The following is a 20,949-nucleotide window of genomic DNA, read 5'->3' as shown; positions in this document are numbered from 1 at the left end:
CTGCCCTTAGCGGCAATCAAGCAGTGCACCGGCGCCCATCGGCCGCCGGGTGGAGAGAACCAGAGGACATAGCATGCAGCAGGACATCCAGGTCACCATTGTGGGCTCTAGCAACGTGGACATCACTGCGCTGATGGCCCGCCTTCCCGGCCCGGGTGAAACCGTGCTGGCAGATTCCTACCAGCTCTCGCCCGGCGGCAAGGGCGCCAACCAGGCGCTGGCCGCCCAGCTGGCCGGTGCCGCCACGGAATTCATCGGCGCCGTCGGCAACGACTCGCACGCCGAAATCGCGCTGGGCCAGCTCGAGGAAGCCGGCGTGAAGCTCGATCGCGTGGCCCGCACCAGCGAGCCGACCGGCGTAGCCATCATCCAGGTGGACCGTGGCGCAGAGAACTCCATTGCCGTGGTCTCCGGGGCCAACTCGACCGTCTCCGGCGAGGCTGTGCAGGGCGCCGGGGGCATCGAGGGCATCCTGGTGCTGCAGGGCGAGATTCCTGCCTCGGGCATCAAGGCCGCCATGGATGCCGCCACACAGCGCATCGTGCTCAACCTGGCGCCGGTGATCGAACTGGACCGCGAGTACCTGCTCAAGGCCAACCCGCTGGTGGTCAACGAGCATGAGGCCGAAGCCGTGCTCCAGCAGCTGAACCCGCACCCGGCTCGCCGGTTCGACGGCAAGTACGAGCGCCTGGCCGGGATGCTGGTCGACGAGGGCATCGCCAGCGTGGTCATCACCCTCGGCGCCAATGGCTGCCTGGTTGCCGACCGGTTCCCAGGGGAGAACGGCGGGGTCCAGGTTCGCGCGCTGCCCGCCGTGAAGGTCCAGGCCGTGGACACCACCGGTGCCGGCGACGCATTCACCGGTGCGGTGGCTGCCCGCCTGGCCAAGGGCGATGACCTGGCGCAGGCCGCAGAATTCGCCGGCAAGTTCGCCGCGCTGACGGTGCAGGCGCACGGAGCCCAAGCTTCCTACCCGCGTTCCCTGCAGAACCTCTGAGACCCCTTTTCGAGCAAGACCTGAGGAAGCCGCTGTGCTGAAATCCGAAATTCTCAATGCCCCGCTGCTGGCCGCCCTGGCCAAGTGCGGGCATACCGACACCGTGGTGATAGCGGACTGCGGCCTGCCGCTGCCCGAAGGCCCACTGGTCATCGATCTGGCCTTGGTGCAGGGGCTGCCCAGCTTCGATCAGGTGCTCGAGGTCCTGGCCCGGAACATGGTGATCGAGAACAGCACCCTGGCGGCCGAAGCCGAGAACGGCCCGGTCCAGGAACTGTGCCTGGCCAAGGGCCTGGACCCGGACTTCCTCTCCCACGAAGAGCTGAAAGCCCAACTGCCCCAGGCCAAGGTCATTGTGCGCACGGGGGAAGCTACCCCCTACGCCAACGCGATCCTGCACTGCGGGGTAGCATTCTAGGCACCGGATGCCGCAGCTGTTTCGCGGCAGCGCGCTACCCGAGGAGAGACGCAGTGAAGAAGATGTTCTATGCAGCTTTCGCCCTCATGGTGCTGGGGGCGGCCGTCTTGATTCTCACCGTGCCGGCGTTGTCCAGCGACCCGGGCCAGACGCCCCAGAGCATTGCGGTGATCGCGGGAACCATGTTCATGGCCGCAGCTTCCGTCGTTGTCCTGCTGAAGAAGGGTGCGACGCAAGAATCCTGAGCGACTTCCTGCAGCCATCGGCGCCAATGACCTTGGGCAAGCCGACTGCCTAGAATGGAGGTCATGAAGCAAAGGAACCTGGCCGCAGAGAACGGCGAGCCCTTCTCGAGCATCGCGCCGGAAGCCGGGCTGCTGCTCGGAGCGGGCCGAGCCATCTTGCTTCAGCTGGCCCACCCGCAGATTGGCCGGGCCATTGCCGAGCACTCTGATTTCGCCGCCAACCCGCTCAGCCGGCTGATTCATACCCTCGGCTATATCTATGCATTGAGCAATGGCACAGCAGAACAGCAGCGCAAGATCATCGCCCATGTGGACGCGGCGCACCGGCCCATTCGCGCAACGCGTGACGAGGGCAGGCCCGCGTATTCTGCGCTGGATCCCAGGCTGCAGTTGTGGGTGGCGGCCACGCTCTATGATTCGGCTCGCGTAATTGCCGGCCAGATCCTGGATGAAAACAAGGCCGACCAGGAAGAGCTCTACCTGCAGTACGCACGGCTCGGTGAGGCCTTGCAGATGCCGGTCGACTACTGGCCGCAGGACCTCGGCGGCTTCGAGCAGTACTTTGCGCAGAATCAAGCGGAGCTGGAAGTCACCGACCGGACCAGGGCGCTGGCCCGCGAACTTTTCGAAGCACGCAATGCCCCATGGTGGGTCCGGATCGGCATGCCGCTGATGCGCGACGTGACCATCGCCCAGCTGCCGGCCCCGGTGCGCGAAGGCTTCGGCTATCGCCTCACCGGGAAAGCCGCGAGGCGCAACGCCCGCGTCATCGCCGTCGCCAGGGCCGCCACGCGGCTGCTGCCGCGAGCCATCAGGCATGCGCCGATGCGGCTGATATTGCGCCGCGTCGACAAGATGGCCTAGCCGGCCCGAAGCCTAGCGCCCCGAGCCGTTCTCTGGTCCAACCCGGATCAGGATCCGCGGCAGCGCCACCAGCAGGAACAAGGCCACCAGGATCAGCGGCCCTCCGATCCAGGCCCCGATTTGCCAGCCGAAGAGCACCTGCAGCACAAACCAGACGCATCCCGAGACCAGCAGGCCCACGCCGATGCCCACGATCTTCACGATGGCGTGCCCCAAGCTGACCGTCTGCTCCTTGAGCCGCTGCCCGAAGAGATACCGGTGCACGGCCACGGGGGTGATCAGCAGCAGAATCAGCACTGTGGCCGCCACCAGCAAGATGATGTAGACCACCTCGTCGGTTCGGCTGAGCATCTCGAACCTCGCCTGGAAGGGCAGGACCACCAGGAAAGCAGCCAGGATCTGCACACCAGTTTGCATCACCCGCATTTCCTGCAGCAGCTCGTTCCACTGCCGGTGCGGTGCGCCATCGCTGGTATCGGGGTGGGAACGCTTGATCATCACTGTTCTCCTCGGCCTCAATCCGCCAGCTGGTTGAACCCCGCCGGCTCAAACGACTATGCCAAGCAATGCCGGTGCAGGCAAGAGCCTGCCGGCCCGCCGGGCCAAACTGTAGGTCGCGGCCGGTACATTCGGGAGCCAAGCAGAATTCGACGATGGAGGAGCAGATGGAACCCGATGGCGCCGCCGGGAGCAGCATTGATGTGTGGTCGATGCCCAGCCAGGGCCTGGCCTGGTGCGATTGCGGCAAAGGCCATGAACTCACGGAGGATATCGTGCTCCAGGCTATGGCGGCAGCAGGATTTGGACCCGGCCGGCCGCTGGCCCATGGACAGCTGGCCGAGCTGATTGCGGATCTCTGGCACTACTCACAGGTCTGCCGGTTCTTCCACCTGGCCGTGGAGCAGGCTGCGATGCGTATCCACGGGAAGGTCGATGAAACCTACCCGTGGGATCACAGTACCGATATCGTCGGATACTTCTCGAAGACCTGGCAAGGATGCCCCGACGCGGCCTGCCAATCCGAAGGGTGAGCGCGCGAGGTGCGAATTGAGTTCGCCCCGTGCAGGCGCATAGTGTGGGAAAGATGAAGAGCTTTGCATCCTTCCGGGCACCTGCCGACCATGACGGATTCATCCATGTGCGGGGTGCCAACGAGAACAACCTGGACAATGTCGAAGTGCGCATTCCGCGCGATGCCATTGTCGCCTTCACCGGGGTCTCCGGTTCCGGGAAATCTTCCCTGGCCTTCGGAACCATCTTCGCTGAATCCCAGCGCCGATTCCTGGAATCGGTGGCTCCCTACGCGCGGCGGCTGATTGCCCAGGGGCACACGCCCAAGGTGGAATTCATCTCCGGGCTGCCACCGGCCGTGGCCCTGCAGCAACGGCGTGGTGTTGCCAGTTCCCGTTCCACCGTCGGGACCCTGACTACGCTGTCCAACTCCGTGCGCATGCTGTTCTCCCGCGCAGGAACCTACCCCCAGGGTGCGGCGAGGCTGGATTCGGATGCCTTTTCCACCAACACCGCGGCCGGCGCCTGCGCGCAATGCCACGGTGCGGGAACGGTGCATTCGGTCAGCGAGGAATCGCTGGTCCCGGATTCCTCCCTGAGCATCAGGGACGGCGCGATTGCGGCTTGGCCCGGCGCCTGGCAGGGCAAGAACCTGCGGGACATCACCACGCACCTGGGCTACGACATCGACGTTCCGTTCCAGCAGCTGCCCGCGGAAACACGGAAGTGGCTGCTGTTCACCGAAGACCAGCCAGTCGTGGAAGTCACCCCGGAACGGGATCGCGTGGCCAAACCGTACAAGGGCCGGTTCTGGAGTGCCGAACGCTACGTCCGGCACACGGTTGCGACCTCGAAGAGCGAGAACCTGCGGTCCAAGGCGCTGGCTTTCATGCATTCGCAGGATTGCCCGGCATGCTCGGGGACGGGATTGCGCCCCGATGCGCTCCAGGTCACCTTCGACGGTCTGGATATCGCGGAATTCAACGGCAAGCCGCTCAGCTCCCTGGCCGAGCTCTTGCGCCCCTTCGCGGCTGATGCCCAGGCAGAGGCGCAGGCCGAAGTCGCGAGCATCATCAGCGCCGACCTGCTGGGCCGAATCCAGGTGCTGGTCGAGCTCGGGCTGGGATACCTGAGCCTGGACCGCGCCACCCCGACGCTGTCGCCGGGGGAAATGCAGCGCCTGCGCATCGCCACCCAGCTGCGCGCGGGACTGTTCGGCGTCATCTACGTGCTCGATGAGCCATCGGCCGGGCTGCACCCGGCCGATGTGCAGCCGCTGATCGAGGTGCTCGACGCGCTCAAGGCCGAAGGCAACTCGGTGTTCGTGGTGGAGCACAATATGGATGTGGTCAGCCGTGCGCAATGGATTGTCGATGTCGGCCCGGGCGCGGGCAGCAACGGCGGGCAGGTGCTCTACAGCGGAGAAGTTTCCGGCCTGTCCGGAATTCAGGAATCCGTGACCCGGCGCTTCCTCGATCCCGGGCCTGCGCCGCGCCGCGAGCCGCGCGAAGCCCAAGGATGGGTGCAGCTGCGCGGGGTGAACCTGCACAACCTGGACGACGTGGATGCCGCGTTCCCGCTGGGGGTCGTCTGTTCGGTCACCGGCGTGTCGGGATCGGGCAAGTCCAGCCTGGTCTGCGGTGCCCTGGCCCAGGCTGCGGGCGGCCCGGTGCTTGCCGGGCCGGAGGATCCGGAGGCGGTGGCGGATCGCGCGGTGATCGCCGAGGTCACCGGCGCAGACCAGCTAAGCCGCGTAGTGCTCATGGACCAGAAGCCCATCGGGCGCACGCCCAGATCCAATGTCGCAACCTACACGGGCCTGTTCGATGCGGTCCGCAAGGCTTTTTCCGAGCTGCCGCTGTCCAGGCAACGCGGCTACAGTGCCGGACGCTTCTCCTTCAACGTCGCCGGCGGGCGGTGCGAGAACTGCCAGGGCGAAGGCTACTTGGAAATCGAGCTGCTCTTCTTGCCAGGGACCTACGGGCCATGTCCCGAATGCCGCGGAACCCGGTACAACCAGCAGACCCTGGATGTCGAATACCAGGGCAAGAACATTGCCCAGATCCTGGAACTGGACGTCAGCCAAGCCGAGGATTTCCTCTCCGGGATCCCTTCCGCGGCACGGGCCCTGGCGACCCTGCGCGAAGTCGGACTGGGGTATCTGCAGCTGGGCCAGCCTGCCACCGAAATGTCCGGCGGCGAAGCCCAGCGCATCAAGCTGGCCACCGAACTCCAGCGCCAGCGCCGCGGGCACACGCTCTATCTGCTCGATGAGCCCACCACCGGACTGCACCCTGCCGACGTGCAGCTGCTGGTATCGCAGCTGCAGCAGCTGGTCGACCAGGACAACACCGTCATCGTGGTGGAACACCAGATGGATGTGGTTGCCGCAAGCGACTGGGTGATCGATTTGGGGCCGGCCGGAGGGGATGGCGGCGGGCGCATCGTTGCCGAGGGGACCCCAAGGGCGGTGGCGCAAGACAAGGCCAGCAGAACCGCGCAATACCTTGCGCGCCGGCTGGCCTTGTGAAGCTGGACTAGTTGCTGTTCAGCAGTGCGTGCGGCGGAGTCTGCACCCCGTCGGCCACGGCTTCGGCAGGATCATCGCCGAGGTGGATGATCTTGTTATCGGCATCCACATGCACCACGCTCGGCACATAGCTGCGCGCCTCGGCATCGTCCATCTGCGCATAGCTGATCAGGATGACCAAGTCGCCGGGGTGCACCAGATGCGCTGCCGCACCATTGATGCCGATGACCCCGCTGCCTGGCTCGCCAGCGATGGTGTAGGTTTCCAGGCGGGCGCCGTTGGTGATGTCTACGATGCTGACCAGTTCGCCGGGCAGGATATCCGAGGCTTCGAGCAGCTCGGAGTCAACGGTGACCGAGCCTACGTAGTGCAGGTCTGCCTGGGTGACAGTTGCCCGGTGGATCTTGGACTTGAACATGGTGCGTTGCATTAGACGATTCTTTCACGCGAGGTAAGTGGTTTCCCGGTATCCAAGCTTACGCCTCTTGCGCGCAGATGCCCGGGCATTGTCCGGCACCCCACACAGTTGGCCGCGAACGGCTACTTTGGCAGATGGGTTTCCAGCACGCGATGCACTTCCCCGGAGGCCAGCAACTGGCAAGCAGCTTCCAGCTCGGCAGAGAGGAAACGGTCCTCGCCCGGGCCTGCAACCTTGGTGCGCAGCAGCTCCAATACGGCGCGGGTAGCCGGGCCAGGCTGCAATGGCTGGCGCAGATCCAGGGCTCGGCCGGCAATCAGCATTTCTATTGCCAGGATGCGGCGCAGGTTGGTGACCGAGGTGCGCAATTTGCGCGCCGCGTGCCAACCCAGGGAAACATGGTCTTCCTGCATCGCTGATGACGGGATGGAATCCACGCTGGCCGGTACGGCCAGACGCTTGTTCTCCGCGACCAGTCCGGCCTGCGTGTACTGGGCGATCATCATGCCCGAATCCACGCCCGGGTCATCGGCAAGGAACGCTGGCAGGTCGCGGGAACGAGCCGGGTCGAGCATGCGATCGGTCCGGCGTTCTGCAATGGATCCCAGGTCAGCTACGGCAATGGCCAAGAAGTCCAAGACGTACGCCACGGGAGCGCCGTGGAAGTTGCCGTTGGAAGTGACTTCACCCGATGGCAGCACGACAGGGTTATCGATGGCTGCTGCCAATTCGCGGGTGGCGACCAGGCGGGCATGGGCGATGGTGTCGCGTACTGCGCCGGTAACCTGCGGGGAGCAGCGCAGCGAGTAGGCATCCTGCACGCGGCCGTCGCCTTCGCGGTGCGAAGCGACAATGGGGGAGCCCGAAAGGAAACTGAACATGTTTGCAGCACTGCGGCCCTGGCCCGGATGCGGGCGCAGCGGTTCGTGCAGTTCAGCACGGAAGACCTGGTCGGTGCCCAGCTGGGCTTCGACGCTCATGGCCGCGGTGGCATCGGCAATGTCTGCGAGCTCTTCCAGGTCTGCCAGTGCCATCAGCAGCTGGCCGAGCATGCCGTCGGTGCCGTTGACCAGCGCCAGGCCTTCCTTCTCCGCCAGTTCGACAGGTTCCAGTCCTGCTTCAGCAAAGAGCTCCGGCACGGGGCGCTTCACGCCTTCGCGGTCAGTGGCTTCGCCTTCGCCCATCAGGACCAGTGCGCAGTGGGAGAGCGGAGCAAGGTCTCCTGAGCAACCCAGCGAACCGTACTCACGCACTACCGGGGTGATGCCGGCATTGAGCAGTCCAACCATGGTTTCCAGCACTACCGGGCGCACGCCGGTGCGGCCCGAGGCCAGGGTCTTGGCACGCAGGAACATCAGCGCGCGCACCACTTCGCGCTCAACTGGGTCGCCCATGCCGGCTGCATGCGAGCGGATCAGCGAACGCTGCAGCTTAGCGCGGTCCTCGGGAGCGATGTGGCGCGTTGCCAGGGCGCCGAACCCGGTGGAAATGCCATAGACCGGGGTGTCGGCTGAAGCGAGGGCATCGATGTGGGCGCGGACTGCTGCCAGTTCTTCAAGAACCTGAGGCGCGATGCTGATTTGCGCGTTGTGCCGGGCTACCGCAATCACGTCATAGGCGGTGGCGCCAGCTAGGTCCAGGGTTACGTGCGGGGAAGTAGCCATGATTTTCAATCCGTTCTCTACGCTGCAATGAGGTCTCTAATCTCCATTGTTCGGCAGAACGAGTTTGCACGGCACTGATATTCGGGTCATCTGTCCGAAATGCCAGACAGTGCCCTGGAGGCCCGTTCAGGGGTTCCGGTTTCAGAAGGTGATGCCTTCGAAGGCATCCTCGCCAAATTTGTTGGACGAGCCGTTGTCCGTGACCTTGGCGTTCTCGTTAAGGGATGCGGCCGAATTGCCGATGCCGCTAAAGGTTACGTGCTTGATGTTCTTGACCGCTGCGATATTACCGCTGCCGTCCAGCTCAAGATTTTTGATGTGCGGAGCGACGATCATGTTTCCGGAACCAGAGATGGTGACGTTCTGGCAATCGCCGATGAGCTTCAGCATTTGATCCATTTCAGAGATATCCATGCCGCCCGTGCACCTGATTTCGGTCGCTTGCGCATCGAGGAAATCATAGACGAACTGGAAGGTGCTGTCCGCAGGTGCCTTTGGAACATTGGGAGTACCAGTAGAAGCGCCTTCTGGTGCTTTGGAGCTTGGGGTGACGCTGCCTTCGATAGGCCCGGCGTTCTCCGGTGCCATGCTTTCTTCTGCTGGTGCGCTTGTCTCTTCGCTGGAGGGTTGGATGCTCACGCAACCTGCCAGTGCGCCTGCAAGGATTCCAACCGCCAGCGGCCCAGCGAAGCGTTTGGTAATTTTCGAGAACATGACCATCCTGTCAATCGAACCGGCCAGCGCATTTGGACACGTGGTATAGATACATTCTGCGTTGAATGACGATAAATGACCAACGCGAACGGCACAGGAACGAATGAGTTCTCGTGCCCCGGGAGCACGCAACCATGCAATTTACTGACGATTCCATGCGGGGACAAAAGCAATCGCTTCACCGCATGCCCAGTGCAAGCAGTGAAGCTACTACTAGTGCCCAGGGGGAGAAGGGGCACGGTTTGAGCCGGCAGGCGAACCTACCGGGCTATTTGGTTCCTAGAATCCTTCATTCCGCTCTTCGGAACCAAACTGGCTTTCATCGTTTCCATACGATTGGCCATCGGACTGCTGTCCGGCCTGGCTTTCGCCGCCAAACGATTCCTCACCGGATTCGTTGCTATCGCCGTAGGATTGCTGCTCCGACTGCTGGCCTTCACCGCCGCCGTAGGACTGCTGGCTTTCGCCACCGCCGTCGGACTGTTGTTCCGACTGCTGGCTTTCGCCACCGCCGTAGGACTGTTGTTCCGACTGCTGGCTTTCGAAGCCTTCAGATTCGTTGTTGTCGAAGTTCCCGAACTGCTCGTTTGCATCCTGCTCAGATGTGCTGTCCTCCGCGGGTCGGTGCTTCCTGACTTGCCCTACGCTATGCGCAGAAAAAGCCCGGTTCAAGGATTCCGGGGAAGCTCAGAGCCGCTGGAAACCCGCAGTTAAGCCAATACCCATGGTGTTCGGAGACTTCGGCCAATATTCACCACTGCGTGCCAAAAGGAATCGCCGTTCCCGGGAACCCGAGGGGCAAAGAGTATTTTCCGCAGCTGCCATGGCGGCTTCTGGAATCGCTCAACAGGCGCGAAGAGAAAGCTGAGCGTTCTCCGAAAGAATTGTCCATCCGGTCGGAATCCGCCCGGTAAATCGGTAGTGTCCAGACTGGGACACCGAGACAGGTCTTGCCCCAAGCGTCCATGACAACGTAAGGAGAAGCATTGGCTAATTCGAAGAAGACTCCAGCAAAGAAAACTGATCGCGAAAACGCAGAAAACGGGTTCGTGGCTCCGGAAGTGCTGCGCGAGTCCTTGCAGACCGTGCTGATCCAGCTGCTGGACCTGCAATTGGTGGGCAAGCAAATCCACTGGAACGTCGTTGGCCCCAACTTCCGCGACCTGCACCAGAATCTCGACGAAATCGTTGACATCGCGCGTCGCGGCTCGGATGAAATCGCCGAGCGGATGCGAGCTTTGCATGCCACTCCGGACGGGCTGGCAGCAACGGTCACGAAGTACACGAAGCTGGAACAACCGGTGAATACCGAAATCCTGACCACTAATGCAGTGGACATGGTTGTCAAGGCACTGCAGACCACGGTGGGAGTCATGCGAGAGGTCCATGACCCGGTGGATGAAGCGGATCCGACCACCGCCGATATCCTGCACCAGTACATTGCGGATCTGGAGCAGCAAGCCTGGTTTATCAGCGCGGAAACCCGGAAGCCTTAACCCGGGCCGCGCGGTCCTGGAATTGAATAAATAGCCTGAGGCACCACAATCAGTGGTGCCTCAGGCTATGTTCGCGTCCTACTTCTCCTGTGTGGCCATCGGGATGCGCACGCCGCGTTCAGCGGCAACTTCGGCGGCGCGTTCGTATCCGGCATCGACGTGGCGGATGACGCCCATGCCCGGGTCATTGGTCAGCAGTGCCTCCAGCTTCGCGGCGGCCATTTCGCTGCCGTCAGCCAAGGAGACCTGGCCGGCGTGGATGGAACGGCCCATGCCCACGCCACCGCCATGGTGGATCGAAACCCAGGTGGCACCCGAACTGGTTGCGGTCAAGGCGTTCAGCAGCGGCCAGTCGGCCACGGCATCGGTGCCATCCTTCATGGCCTCGGTCTCGCGGTACGGCGAAGCTACCGAACCCGAATCCAGGTGGTCGCGGCCGATCACGATAGGTGCAGAGACCTTGCCTTCGGCGACCAGCTGGTTGAACAGCAAGCCGGCCTTGTGGCGCTCGCCGTAGCCCAGCCAGCAGATGCGCGCCGGCAGGCCCTCGAACTCCACGTGCTTCTGTGCGGCATCCAGCCAGCGGTGCAGGTGCTCGTTTTCCGGGAACAGGTCCTTCAGCGCCTGGTCGGTGACCTTGATGTCCTCGGGATCCCCGGACAGCGCTACCCAGCGGAACGGGCCCAGGCCTTCGCAGAACAGCGGACGGATGTAGGCCGGGACGAAGCCGGGGAATTCGAAGGCGCGGGTGAAACCGCCCTTGCGTGCCTCGTCGCGGATCGAGTTGCCGTAGTCGAAGACCTCCGCGCCGGCGTCCTGGAATCCCACCATCGCCTCGACCTGCGCGGCCATGGCGGCCTGGGCTTTCTTGGTGAAGCCGGACGGATCGGCTTCGGCTTCGGCGTGCCATTGGTCCATGGCGTATTCCACCGGCAGGTAGCTGAGCGGATCGTGGGCACTGGTCTGGTCGGTGACGATGTCGAAGGAGAATTCTCCAGCTTCGTGGCGCTTGAGCAGCGCCGGGAAGACCTCGGCGGCGTTGCCGACGTAGCCCACCGACAGTGGTCGGCCCTCGGACTTGGCTGCCAGGACTTTGCCCAGCGCCTTGTCCAGATCCAGTTCGACCTCATCGAGGTAGCGCTTGGAGGCACGGCGGCGCAGTCGGGTTTCATCCACGTCAACGATCAGCACGGCACCGCCGTTGAGGGTCACGGCCAGCGGCTGGGCGCCGCCCATGCCGCCGCAGCCACCGGTCAAGGTCAGGGTTCCGGCCAGCGAGCCCTTGAAGCGCTTCTCGGCGATCGCGGCGAAGGTTTCGTAGGTGCCCTGCAAGATGCCCTGGGTGCCGATGTAGATCCACGAACCGGCGGTCATCTGGCCGTACATCATCAGGCCTTCGGCTTCGAGCTTGCGGAAGTGCTCCCAATTGGCCCAGTCGCCAACGAGGTTGGAGTTGGCAATCAGCACCCGTGGTGCCCACTTGTTGGTCTTGAAGACGCCGACCGGCTTGCCGGACTGCACCAGCAGCGTCTCGTTCTCTTCCAGGTCCTTGAGCGTCTGGACGATCGCATCGAATGCCTCCCATGAGCGGGCTGCCTTGCCGGTGCCGCCGTAGACCACGAGATCCTCGGGGCGTTCGGCAACTTCCGGATCCAAGTTGTTCATCAGCATGCGCAATGGGGCTTCGGTGGCCCAGGACTTGGCGGTCAGTTCGGTACCGCGCGGGGCGCGGACAACACGTGGTTCGTGGCTCATGGCAATTCCTTACGATGTAACGTAGCTAACTGATTCCATCATTGGCTATCGGCCATGGCTTGGGTACCGGAGAATGGGCAGAGCTGTCCGGTATTTCAGAATCGGAAGAATTTCCGGTTGCCTCCAGCTCCTAGGTGGCGGGGATCAGCGCCAGCGCGCTGCGTTCGATGGCCTCCGGGCTCAGGGCTTGGCTGATGGCGATCATGCTGGCTCCGCGCAGGGCTCCAACTTCCCAGCTGCGCGAGGTGCGGATCTGCAGGTGCTGGGTGGAAAGCGGCGCTCCGCGCTGGTAGACCACCTCGCGGATGCCTGCCAGCAGGTGCTCTCCGGCGGCGGAGATCCGACCGCCCACCACGATCAGCGACGGGTTCAGCAAGCTCACGCTGGCAGCCAATACCTCGCCCAAGTCGCGGCCGGCTTGGCGCACTGCATGGATCGCTTGGATGTTCCCCGAGTTCACCAGGGCGACCACATCGGTGTTGCTGTGCGCTTCGATGCCCTGCGCCCGCAATGCGGTGGCAATTTTGGGTCCGGCGGCTACGGCTTCCAGGCAGCCTTCATTGCCGCAATGGCAGTAGATGCCATCGCCGCGGCGGATGCGCACGTGCCCGATATCGCCGGCTGTGCCCTGCGCTCCGCGTTGCAGCAGCCCTCCGGAAATGATGCCCGAGCCGATGCCGGTAGCCAGCTTGACGAAAATGAAGTCCTCGCTGCCGGTCTCCAGCTGGTCCTTCTCGCCAATGGCCATGAGGTTGACGTCATTGTCCACGACCACCAAGGCGTCCAGCTGCTGCTGGAACCAAGCGGGGATGTCGAAGTCGTCCCATCCGGGCATGATGGGCGGATTGGCGGGACGGCCGGTCTCGAAATTCACCGGCCCTGGCACTCCCATGCCTATGGCAATGACATCGTCACGGGTGCGGCCCAGCGAATCGAGCAAGCCATCGGCCAGATCCATCGCGGTCTGCAAGATCGCCACCGGGCCGTCGGCGAAGGAAATGGGAGCCTGGGATTGCACCAGGGGAGTGGGGGCCAGATCGGTCAGCGCAACGCGCAGGTGGCTGGCTCCCAGATCGACGGCCAGCACCAGGCGGGCATCGGCGAGCAGGGCAAGCCGCTGGGGAGGGCGGCCTCCGGTGGACGCGCCATCCGCAATGGTGCCAACCAGGCCCAGCTGGATGAGCACGTCGAGGCGCTCTTGCAGGGTGGAGCGAGCCATGCCGGTCAGGGCGGCAAGGTCCGTGCGGCTGTGCGCGGCACCGTCCATGAACAGTTGCAAGACGTCGCCTGCCCCACTGGCGCCGCGGGCGAATTGCATGCTTTGGGGGCTCGAAGGATTGGCCATGAACCCAGTAAAACACAGCAATGGACGCGAAGCCGAAACACTTTATGAGAATGTCGACATACTTCTATTGACTATCGACAAAAGTAAAACTAGTCTCAAGGTGTGATGCAAGTCATGAGCATCTGGATCGCACCCACCACTTCTTTCAGGAGACGCCTTTGCCTGCCCACGACCTATCAATCCAGCTGTACACGCTGCGCGAGCACATCGCAGAGAACCTGGCCGCGACGCTCGAACGCGTAGCTGGCATCGGCTACACGCAAGTCGAGCCGTACAACTTCGTGGCCCGCGCTGACGAGTATGCACAGGCGCTGGCCGAGAACGAACTCAGCGCGCCAACGGCGCACGCACCGCTGCTCTCCTCGGACTACGACGAGGTCTTCGCCGCGGCCGGCAAACTCGGCATCAGCACGGTCATCGATCCGTTCATCCCGGCGGAGCAGTGGCAGGATGCCGAGTCCATCGGTGCCATCGCGCAGAAGCTCAACGCCGCCTCCCGGCGCGGTGCCGAATACGGCATCAAGGTCGGCTACCACAACCACGACTGGGAGATCTCCAGCAAGATCAATTCCAAAACGTCCCTGGAATACCTGGCCAGCCTGCTGGACCCGGAGGTCGTCCTGGAAGTGGACACCTACTGGGTTGCCGTGGGCGGCGCCGATGTGCTCCAGCTGCTTGAAGCGCTGGCACCCCGCGTTGTGGCCCTGCACATCAAGGACGGGCCGAAGTCCAAGAACCACAAGGAACAGGTTCCGGTGGGCAGCGGATCCATGCCGATCGACCAGATCATCGACGCCACCAGCGGCATGCTGCATGTGGTGGAACTCGATGACTTCGCAGGCGACATCTTCCAGGCCGTGTCCGAAAGCCGCGCCTACCTCGTAGCAGAAAAGAACTAGGGACTATGGAATTCCAGAATCAGCCCATGGGCGTGGGCATTGTCGGAGCCGGCACCATCAGCGACCAGTACCTGGAGAACCTCACCGCATTCCCGGACCTCGCCGTGCGGTTCATCGCCGACCTGGATACCGAGCGCGCAGCAAGCCAAGCGCGCAAATGGTCCGTGGAGGCCTCGGGAACCTATGCTGAATTGCTGGCCCGCGAAGACATCCAGATCGTCGTGAACCTGACGATCCCGGCAGTTCATGTCGAGGTAGCCCTGCAGGCGGTGGCCGCCGGCAAGCACGTCTGGGGCGAGAAGCCCTACGCGCTGGACCGCGAATCCGGACGGCAGCTGGTCGACGCCGCCAAGGCAGCAGGAGTCCGCGTCGCCGTGGCCCCGGATACCATCCTGGGTGCGGGCCTGCAGACCGGCCTGCGGCAGATTGAAGCAGGCGCCATCGGCACCCCGCTTTCGGGCCTGGCCATCTTCCAGGGCCCCGGCCCGGAATCCTGGCACCACAGCCCGGAATTCCTCTTCGCCCACGGCGCGGGACCGCTCTTCGACCTCGGGCCCTACTACCTGACCACCCTGGTGCGAGTCTTCGGCCCGGTAGCCAAGGTCGCCGCCCTGGGTTCGCAGGCCCGCGCGCAACGGGTCATCGGTGCAGGCCCCAAGGTCGGAACCAGCTTCCCGGTCGAGGTCCCAACCCACGTCGGAGCGCTGCTCTCCTTCGAATCCGGGGCCAGTGCGCAGTGCATCTTCAGCTTCGACTCCAAGCTCAAGCGTGCAGGGTTCGTGGAGATCTCCGGAACGGAAGGCACCGCGCAGCTGCCGGATCCGAACGAATTCACCGGAGACACCATCCTGCACTTCGGGGACCAGGAGCCGAGCGTTGTCACCGCCCAAGGATCCACCTACGGGCGTGGCACCGGCGTTGCCGAACTGGCCCAAGCCATCCGCGAGGGCCGCAAGGAACGCGTGTCCGGCGAACTGGCGTTCCACGTCCTGGACATCATGGTCTGCGCCGCGGAAGCCATGGAATCGGGAGCTTTCATCGACGTGGCCTCGACGGTCGAGCCCATCGCGCTGCTGGACCCGGCCTGGGATCCTTCGGCTCCCGGCATCCTTGCCTGAAGCACCACCCCTTGACAGCATCACCCGCACCTGAAAAGGAATAAACATGTCTGCACCACATTTCAAGAGCAAGCTGGGGCGCTTCACGGCGATCACCTCCATCGCAGCGCTGTCGCTCAGCGGCCTGGCCGCCTGCTCCGGCTCGGCTTCCGGCTCCGGGTCGGAAGAAGCCGGCGGGACCATCACCTACTGGGCTTCGAACCAGGGCAGCTCGGTCACCCAGGACGAGGAGATCCTGGGCGAATCCATCAAGCGGTTCACCGAGGAAACCGGCATCGAGGTCGAGCTGGAAGTCGTCCCCTGGGCCGACCTGTACAACCGCATCCTCACCGCCGTCTCCAGCGGCGAAGGGCCGGACGTGCTGAACATCGGCAACACCTGGGCCACCACCTTGCAGGCCAGCGGTGCCTTCGTCCCCTTTGAAGGCGAGGCGCTGGAGGCCATAGGCGGAGCCGAGAAGTTCGTGCCGGCAGCCCTGGCCACCGGCGGCGCCGAGGGCCAGGCCCCAACCTCGCTGCCGTTGTATTCCATGGCCTACGGCCTGTACTACAACACCAAGATGTTCGAGGAAGCCGGCATCAAGCAGGCTCCGAAGACCTGGGATGAATTCTTGGCCACCGCCAAGAAGCTGACCAAGGATACCGACGACGACGGCAAGGTCGACCAGTACGGCTTCACCTTGGCCGGACAGCGTACCGCCAATAATGCCCACTCCGCATTCATCCTGGGCATGCAGAACGGCGGCGAGCTGTACACCACGGACGGCAAGCCGGACTTCACCAATGATGGCGTCGTCAGCGGCGTCAACGACTGGATCCAGCTGATGGGCGAGGACGGCGTTGTCTCCAAGTCCAACGCCGAGATCAATGACGGTTCGGTGCTGCCAGGGGAAATCATGGACGGCAACGCCGCCATGTTCTTCGACCAGGCCCCGGGCAAGTCCTTCAATGCCGCTGACTTCAAGGACTACGCCATGGCGCCCATCCCGCTGAAGAACGCCGATGCCACCGGGCTGGAAGCCACCCAGTCGCTGGTTGCCGGCATCAACGTGAGCGTCTTCGAGAACTCGGATAACAAGGATGCCGCCCTTGAATTCGTGAACCACCTGCTCAGCGTCGATGAGCAGAAGAAGCTGAACGCCAAGTACACCTCGCTGCCATCGGTCACCGAAGCTTTCGACGACCCGGCCTTCGACACCCCCGAGCAGCAGGCCAAGAAGGAGATCCTGGCCAATAACGCGGCCCCGATGCCGCTGTTCCCCACCGAAGGGCAGATGGAATCCCTCGTAGGCGAGGCCATCGCCAAGCAATTCGCCAGGATTGCCCAGGGCGAAAAAATCACCGAGGCCGATGTCCGCAAGGCATTGGAAGACGCGCAGAAGCAGATGCCGGCTAGCTAGCGGCCCGACACGTTGCACTGGCCGCGGGAGCGGACCTCCTTGCGCCCCCGCGGCCAGTTGCAGCACCCAAATTCGTTTTCATGAAAGGAGACCGAATGTCGGCGCCAGCCCAGACACCGCCTCGAATCAGCGAACCGCTCAAGCCCCGCGACGCTTCAAGGGCGATCAAGCGCAGTTCAATCAAGCGCGACCGGTTCTTCCCCTATGCGCTCTCAGCTCCCGCAGCATTCCTGGAACTGCTGATCCACATCATCCCGATGCTGCTCGGCGTATGGATCGCCTTCCTCTCGCTGACCCAGTTCTCCATTGCCAACTGGGTCAAGGCCCCGTTCGTGGGACTGCAGAACTTCACCACCGCGCTGGACCCCAACGGTCCGATCGGTTCCCAATTCTTCGACGCCCTCGGGCGCACCTTCCTGTTCACCTTCCTGGTAGTGGCAATCGCCTGGAGCCTTGGCATCTTCGCCGCGGTCTTGCTGGCATCCAAATTCCGCAGCAACGGATTCTTCCGCACCCTGTTCCTGGTGCCCTACGCACTGCCAAGCTACGTCACCACCATCGCCTGGGCGTTCATGTTCAACCAGCGCGATGGCATGGTCAACCGCTTCCTGGTCGAAGACCTCGGGATCCTGGAGGAAGGGCCGTTCTGGCTATTGGGCGGGAATTCCTTCTTTGTCATGGTGGTTGTCGCCGTCTGGCAATTCTGGCCTTTCGCTTTCCTGATGCTGCTGGCCGCCCTGCAATCCATCCCGAACGAAGTCTATGAAGCCGCTTCCCTGGATGGAGCCAGCCTGTGGAAGCAGTTCACCAGGATCACCCTGCCAATGATCAAGCACGCCAACGTGGTGCTGCTTTTGATGCTGGGACTGTGGGTGTTCAACCAGTTCGACATCCCCTACCTGCTCTTCGGCCCGGTGTCCCCGGAAGAAGCAACCCTGATTTCCCCGTTGATCTACCAGCAGTCCTTCAACAACTGGAACTTCGGCGTGGGTGGCGCCTTGAGCGTCGTCCTGCTGATTGCCCTGCTGATCGTCTCAGCGTTCTACATCCGACTTGTCATGCCGAAGGGAAAGAGCATCGATGATTGAGACCCGCGGCTTCCGCATCCTGCGAGTTTTCGGACTGGCCTTCATCACCCTGATCATCGTGCTGCCGCTCTACGTGGTGCTCACGACCTCCATCAAGCCCCTCAAGGATGTGCGCGGCGCCTTCGAGTGGATTCCCTCGGAAATCACGCTGGCCCCGTACCTGGATATCTGGACCACGGTGCCGCTGGGCAAGTACTTCGCCAACTCGTTGATCGTGACCATCAGCGCCACCATCCTCTCGGTTTCCATCGCGATCCTGGCCGCCTATGCGCTCTCGCGCTTCGACTTCCGCGGGGCACGGTCCTTCCGGCTGATCGTGCTCTCCACCCAGATGTTCCCCGGCATCCTGTTCCTGCTGCCGCTCTTCTTGATCTTCACCCAGCTGGAGCGTGCCGTGGGACTGCAGCTGAACGGAACCTACCTGGGGCTGATCGTCACCTACATGACGTTCTCCCTGCCATTCTCCATCTGGATGCTCACCGGCTTCTTTGCCGCCATGCCCAAGGAACTGGAAGAGGCGGCCATGGTCGATGGACTTGGCCGGCTCGGCGCACTGCTCAAGGTGGTCTTGCCGGTAGCACGCCCGGGGATCATCGCGGTGTCGGTCTACTGTTTCATCACTTCCTGGAGCGAAGTGCTCTTCGCCAGTGTGCTCACCAATTCGGACACCAGGACGCTGTCCATCGGCTTGCAGGCCTACGCTTCGCAGACCGATGTGTACTGGAACCAGATGATGGCCGCCTCGGTGGTGGTATCGATTCCGGTGCTGGTCGGTTTCCTCTTCGCGCAACGGCACCTGGTCGCAGGCTTGTCCTCCGGCGCGGTCAAGTAAGAAAAGACAAGGAATTACATGTCCCAGTTGAACAGCCAGCAGGTTGCACCGGCCATGCAGGAACTGAAGGTCGGCGTCATCGGCGGCGGCTTCATGGCCCGGACCCACGCCGATGCGATCCGCCGGGCAGGCGCCCAGCTCATCGGGGTGCGGTCCAACGGCGAGCAATCCACCCGCCAAGCGTCAGCCGCCCTGGGCGTGCCCGGTTTCGGCAGCGTCGAAGCGCTGCTCGCCCAATGCGACGCCGTGCATGTCACCTCGCCCAATGCGTTGCATGCCGAGCAGGCAGCCTCCGCACTGGCAGCTGGCCTGTCCGTTGTTTGCGAGAAGCCGCTGGCGACCAGCGCCCGGGAAGCCGGCGAGCTGGCATTGCTGGCATCGCGTTCCCGAGCCGTGGCTTCGGTGCCGTTCGTCTACCGCTACCACCCCATGGTGCGGCAGGCCCGGGCCCACGTGCAGGAAGGGAAACTTGGCCGGCTGCTGACCGTGCGTGGCCAGTACCTGCAAGACTGGATGCATACGGTCAGCGACAGCAACTGGCGGGTAGAACCGGCCAAAGGCGGACCTTCGCGGGCCTTCGCGGACATCGGTTCGCATCTGGTGGATCTGCTGGAATTCATTGCGGGGGAGCGGATCGTTCGGCTGAACGCGACCACCTCCATTGCCCATAAGCAGCGGGGCGCCGTGGACGTCGATACCGAGGATGCTGCCGCCTTGATTGTGCAGATGGCTTCGGGAGCCATCGGCACGCTGATGGTGTCACAGGTCAACGCCGGCCGGAAAAACGCCTTGACCATCGAGTTGTCCGGATACCGGTCGGCGTTGGAATTCAAGCAGGAAAAGCCGGAAGAACTGTGGATCGGCAAACCCGACATGTCCTCGATCCTGTCGCGCCAGGCCGCTGATCTCAGTCCCGATGCCGCACGCTTGTCGGTGGTCCCTGCAGGACACCCGATGGGCTACCTGGATGCTTTCGCCGCTTTCGTGGCCGACACCTACGCGGCGATCCGTGGCGAAGCACCCGAAGGGCTTCCAACTTTTGCCGATGGCGCCCGCGCCTGCCGTTTGACCGATGCCGTTCTGGAATCGGCTGATTCCGGGGACTGGATCGACACCGATGACTAGAGGAGAAACCACCATGAACGCGACGCATCCAGTGACGCTATTCAGCGGCCAGTGGGCTGATATGCCCTTCGAAGAAGTCGCCCGGCTGGCTTCAGAATGGGGTTATGACGGATTGGAAATCGCAGCCAGCGGTGACCACCTGGACCTCAAGCGTGCCGACGAGGATCCGGCCTACCTCCAGTCGCGGCTGGAAATCCTGGACAAATACGGGCTGAAAGCCTGGGCGATCTCCAACCACCTGGGCGGCCAGGCTGTCTGCGATGATCCCATCGACTTCCGCCACCAGGCCATCCTGCGCGACTATGTCTGGGGCGATGGGGATGGGGAAGGCGTCCGCCAGCGGGCCGCCGAGGACATGAAGCGCTCGGCCCGCGTCGCCCGCAAGCTCGGTGCCGATGTAGTGGTTGGCTTTACCGGCTCGAAGATCTGGCAGTACGTCGCCATGTTCCCGCCGGTTCCGGGCGAGGTCATCGATGCAGGCTACGAGGACTTCGCGGATCGCTGGAATCCGATCATGGACGAATTCGATGAGCAGGGGGTGAAGTTCGCCCTGGAGGTGCACCCATCCGAGATCGCCTACGATCACTGGACCACCGTGCGCACCATGGAAGCAATCGGCCACCGCGAAGCGTTCGGGCTGAACTGGGATCCCAGCCATATGTTCTGGCAGGGCATCGACCCGGTCGCATTCATCACCGACTTCGCCGACCGCATCTACCACGTGGATTGCAAGGACACCCGGATGCATCATCCCAACGGGCGCAATGGCATCCTGGGTTCCCATCTCCCGTGGGGCGATCCCCGCCGGCGCTGGGACTTCGTCTCCACCGGCCACGGCGACATCAACTGGGAAGATGCCTTCCGCGCACTGGACTTCCACGGGTACAAGGGCCCCATCTCCATCGAATGGGAAGACGCAGGAATGGACCGCTTGCACGGTGCGAAGGAAGCTGTGGGCTACATCCGCAACCTCCTGTTCAAACGCCCCGAAGCGTCCTTCGACGCGGCATTCTCGAACCAGTAGCACCTGG

At 63.3% G+C, this 20,949-nt stretch carries 21 protein-coding genes; 14 read left to right on the top strand and 7 right to left on the bottom strand.

The window, feature by feature from the left end:
• Positions 1-73 precede the first annotated feature (73 nt).
• The 4 genes from ACWICV_RS08065 (at position 74) to ACWICV_RS08050 (ending at position 2,524) form a co-directional block, all read left to right on the top strand.
• Entirely contained in the window at positions 74-997 is a 924-nt protein-coding gene (locus ACWICV_RS08065) for a ribokinase (protein ID WP_454090489.1), read from the top strand.
• 34 nt (positions 998-1,031) lie between these two features.
• On the top strand, positions 1,032-1,415 hold the full coding sequence (rbsD, locus tag ACWICV_RS08060) for a D-ribose pyranase (RefSeq protein WP_454090490.1): 384 nt from the start codon (positions 1,032-1,034) through the stop codon (positions 1,413-1,415).
• 53 nt (positions 1,416-1,468) lie between these two features.
• Complete coding sequence (locus ACWICV_RS08055; RefSeq protein WP_454090491.1) at positions 1,469-1,660, top strand: hypothetical protein; 192 nt, start codon at positions 1,469-1,471, stop codon at positions 1,658-1,660.
• Between the two features lie 63 nt (positions 1,661-1,723).
• A complete protein-coding gene (locus ACWICV_RS08050) occupies positions 1,724-2,524 on the top strand; it encodes an oxygenase MpaB family protein (protein ID WP_454090492.1) in 801 nt (266 codons plus the stop codon).
• Between the two features lie 12 nt (positions 2,525-2,536).
• Here ACWICV_RS08050 and ACWICV_RS08045 read toward each other — a convergent pair whose 3' ends face one another.
• A complete protein-coding gene (locus tag ACWICV_RS08045; RefSeq protein ID WP_332730752.1) occupies positions 2,537-3,022 on the bottom strand; it encodes a DUF6328 family protein in 486 nt (161 codons plus the stop codon).
• Positions 3,023-3,177: 155 nt separating this feature from the next.
• Here ACWICV_RS08045 and ACWICV_RS08040 point away from each other — a divergent pair, with 155 nt between their 5' ends.
• Both ACWICV_RS08040 and ACWICV_RS08035 read left to right on the top strand, forming a co-directional pair.
• Positions 3,178-3,555, top strand: a complete 378-nt coding sequence (locus ACWICV_RS08040; protein WP_454090493.1) for a hypothetical protein — start codon at positions 3,178-3,180, stop codon at positions 3,553-3,555.
• Positions 3,556-3,608: 53 nt separating this feature from the next.
• Complete coding sequence (locus tag ACWICV_RS08035) at positions 3,609-6,065, top strand: ABC transporter (RefSeq protein ID WP_454090494.1); 2,457 nt, start codon at positions 3,609-3,611, stop codon at positions 6,063-6,065.
• Positions 6,066-6,072: 7 nt separating this feature from the next.
• On the opposite strand, the gene panD is transcribed toward ACWICV_RS08035, so the two are convergent.
• The 4 genes from panD to ACWICV_RS08015 form a co-directional block, all read right to left on the bottom strand.
• Entirely contained in the window at positions 6,073-6,495 is a 423-nt protein-coding gene (gene panD, locus ACWICV_RS08030; RefSeq protein ID WP_365943724.1) for an aspartate 1-decarboxylase, read from the bottom strand.
• Between the two features lie 110 nt (positions 6,496-6,605).
• Positions 6,606-8,147, bottom strand: coding sequence for a histidine ammonia-lyase (hutH, locus tag ACWICV_RS08025; protein ID WP_454090495.1), 1,542 nt, complete (start codon positions 8,145-8,147; stop codon positions 6,606-6,608).
• 141 nt (positions 8,148-8,288) lie between these two features.
• Positions 8,289-8,861 (bottom strand): DUF3060 domain-containing protein, encoded by a 573-nt coding sequence (locus ACWICV_RS08020; protein ID WP_454090496.1) that lies wholly within the window; start codon positions 8,859-8,861, stop codon positions 8,289-8,291.
• Between the two features lie 279 nt (positions 8,862-9,140).
• Positions 9,141-9,533: a hypothetical protein gene (locus ACWICV_RS08015; protein ID WP_454090497.1), complete on the bottom strand. Its 393-nt coding sequence runs from the start codon at positions 9,531-9,533 to the stop codon at positions 9,141-9,143.
• 314 nt (positions 9,534-9,847) lie between these two features.
• Between ACWICV_RS08015 and ACWICV_RS08010 the strand changes: the two genes are divergently transcribed.
• Positions 9,848-10,357 (top strand): Dps family protein, encoded by a 510-nt coding sequence (locus ACWICV_RS08010; protein ID WP_133834001.1) that lies wholly within the window; start codon positions 9,848-9,850, stop codon positions 10,355-10,357.
• 78 nt (positions 10,358-10,435) lie between these two features.
• On the opposite strand, the gene hutU is transcribed toward ACWICV_RS08010, so the two are convergent.
• Positions 10,436-12,112 carry a urocanate hydratase gene (gene hutU / locus ACWICV_RS08005; RefSeq protein WP_454090498.1) on the bottom strand — a complete coding sequence of 559 codons (1,677 nt, stop codon included), beginning with the start codon at positions 12,110-12,112 and terminating at the stop codon, positions 10,436-10,438.
• 130 nt (positions 12,113-12,242) lie between these two features.
• Positions 12,243-13,457 carry an ROK family transcriptional regulator gene (locus ACWICV_RS08000; protein ID WP_454090499.1) on the bottom strand — a complete coding sequence of 405 codons (1,215 nt, stop codon included), beginning with the start codon at positions 13,455-13,457 and terminating at the stop codon, positions 12,243-12,245.
• Between the two features lie 158 nt (positions 13,458-13,615).
• Here ACWICV_RS08000 and ACWICV_RS07995 point away from each other — a divergent pair, with 158 nt between their 5' ends.
• From ACWICV_RS07995 to ACWICV_RS07965, 7 genes are all read left to right on the top strand, one after another.
• Positions 13,616-14,356 (top strand): sugar phosphate isomerase/epimerase family protein, encoded by a 741-nt coding sequence (locus ACWICV_RS07995; RefSeq protein WP_365943719.1) that lies wholly within the window; start codon positions 13,616-13,618, stop codon positions 14,354-14,356.
• Positions 14,357-14,361: 5 nt separating this feature from the next.
• Positions 14,362-15,474 (top strand): Gfo/Idh/MocA family protein, encoded by a 1,113-nt coding sequence (locus tag ACWICV_RS07990; RefSeq protein ID WP_454090500.1) that lies wholly within the window; start codon positions 14,362-14,364, stop codon positions 15,472-15,474.
• 46 nt (positions 15,475-15,520) lie between these two features.
• Positions 15,521-16,873, top strand: coding sequence for an ABC transporter substrate-binding protein (locus tag ACWICV_RS07985; RefSeq protein ID WP_105656349.1), 1,353 nt, complete (start codon positions 15,521-15,523; stop codon positions 16,871-16,873).
• A 95-nt stretch (positions 16,874-16,968) separates the two neighbouring features.
• A complete protein-coding gene (locus ACWICV_RS07980; protein ID WP_105656350.1) occupies positions 16,969-17,961 on the top strand; it encodes a carbohydrate ABC transporter permease in 993 nt (330 codons plus the stop codon).
• Positions 17,954-18,793 (top strand): carbohydrate ABC transporter permease, encoded by an 840-nt coding sequence (locus ACWICV_RS07975; RefSeq protein WP_105656351.1) that lies wholly within the window; start codon positions 17,954-17,956, stop codon positions 18,791-18,793. The genes ACWICV_RS07980 and ACWICV_RS07975 overlap by 8 nt, the downstream gene beginning before the upstream one ends.
• An 18-nt stretch (positions 18,794-18,811) precedes the next feature.
• A complete protein-coding gene (locus tag ACWICV_RS07970) occupies positions 18,812-19,918 on the top strand; it encodes a Gfo/Idh/MocA family protein (protein WP_454090501.1) in 1,107 nt (368 codons plus the stop codon).
• Positions 19,919-19,931: 13 nt separating this feature from the next.
• Complete coding sequence (locus ACWICV_RS07965) at positions 19,932-20,942, top strand: sugar phosphate isomerase/epimerase family protein (protein ID WP_454090502.1); 1,011 nt, start codon at positions 19,932-19,934, stop codon at positions 20,940-20,942.
• Positions 20,943-20,949 lie beyond the last annotated feature (7 nt).

It is taken from the genome of Glutamicibacter sp. NPDC055354 (genome assembly GCF_053644955.1).
This window is presented reverse-complemented; position numbering and strand designations above follow the sequence as displayed.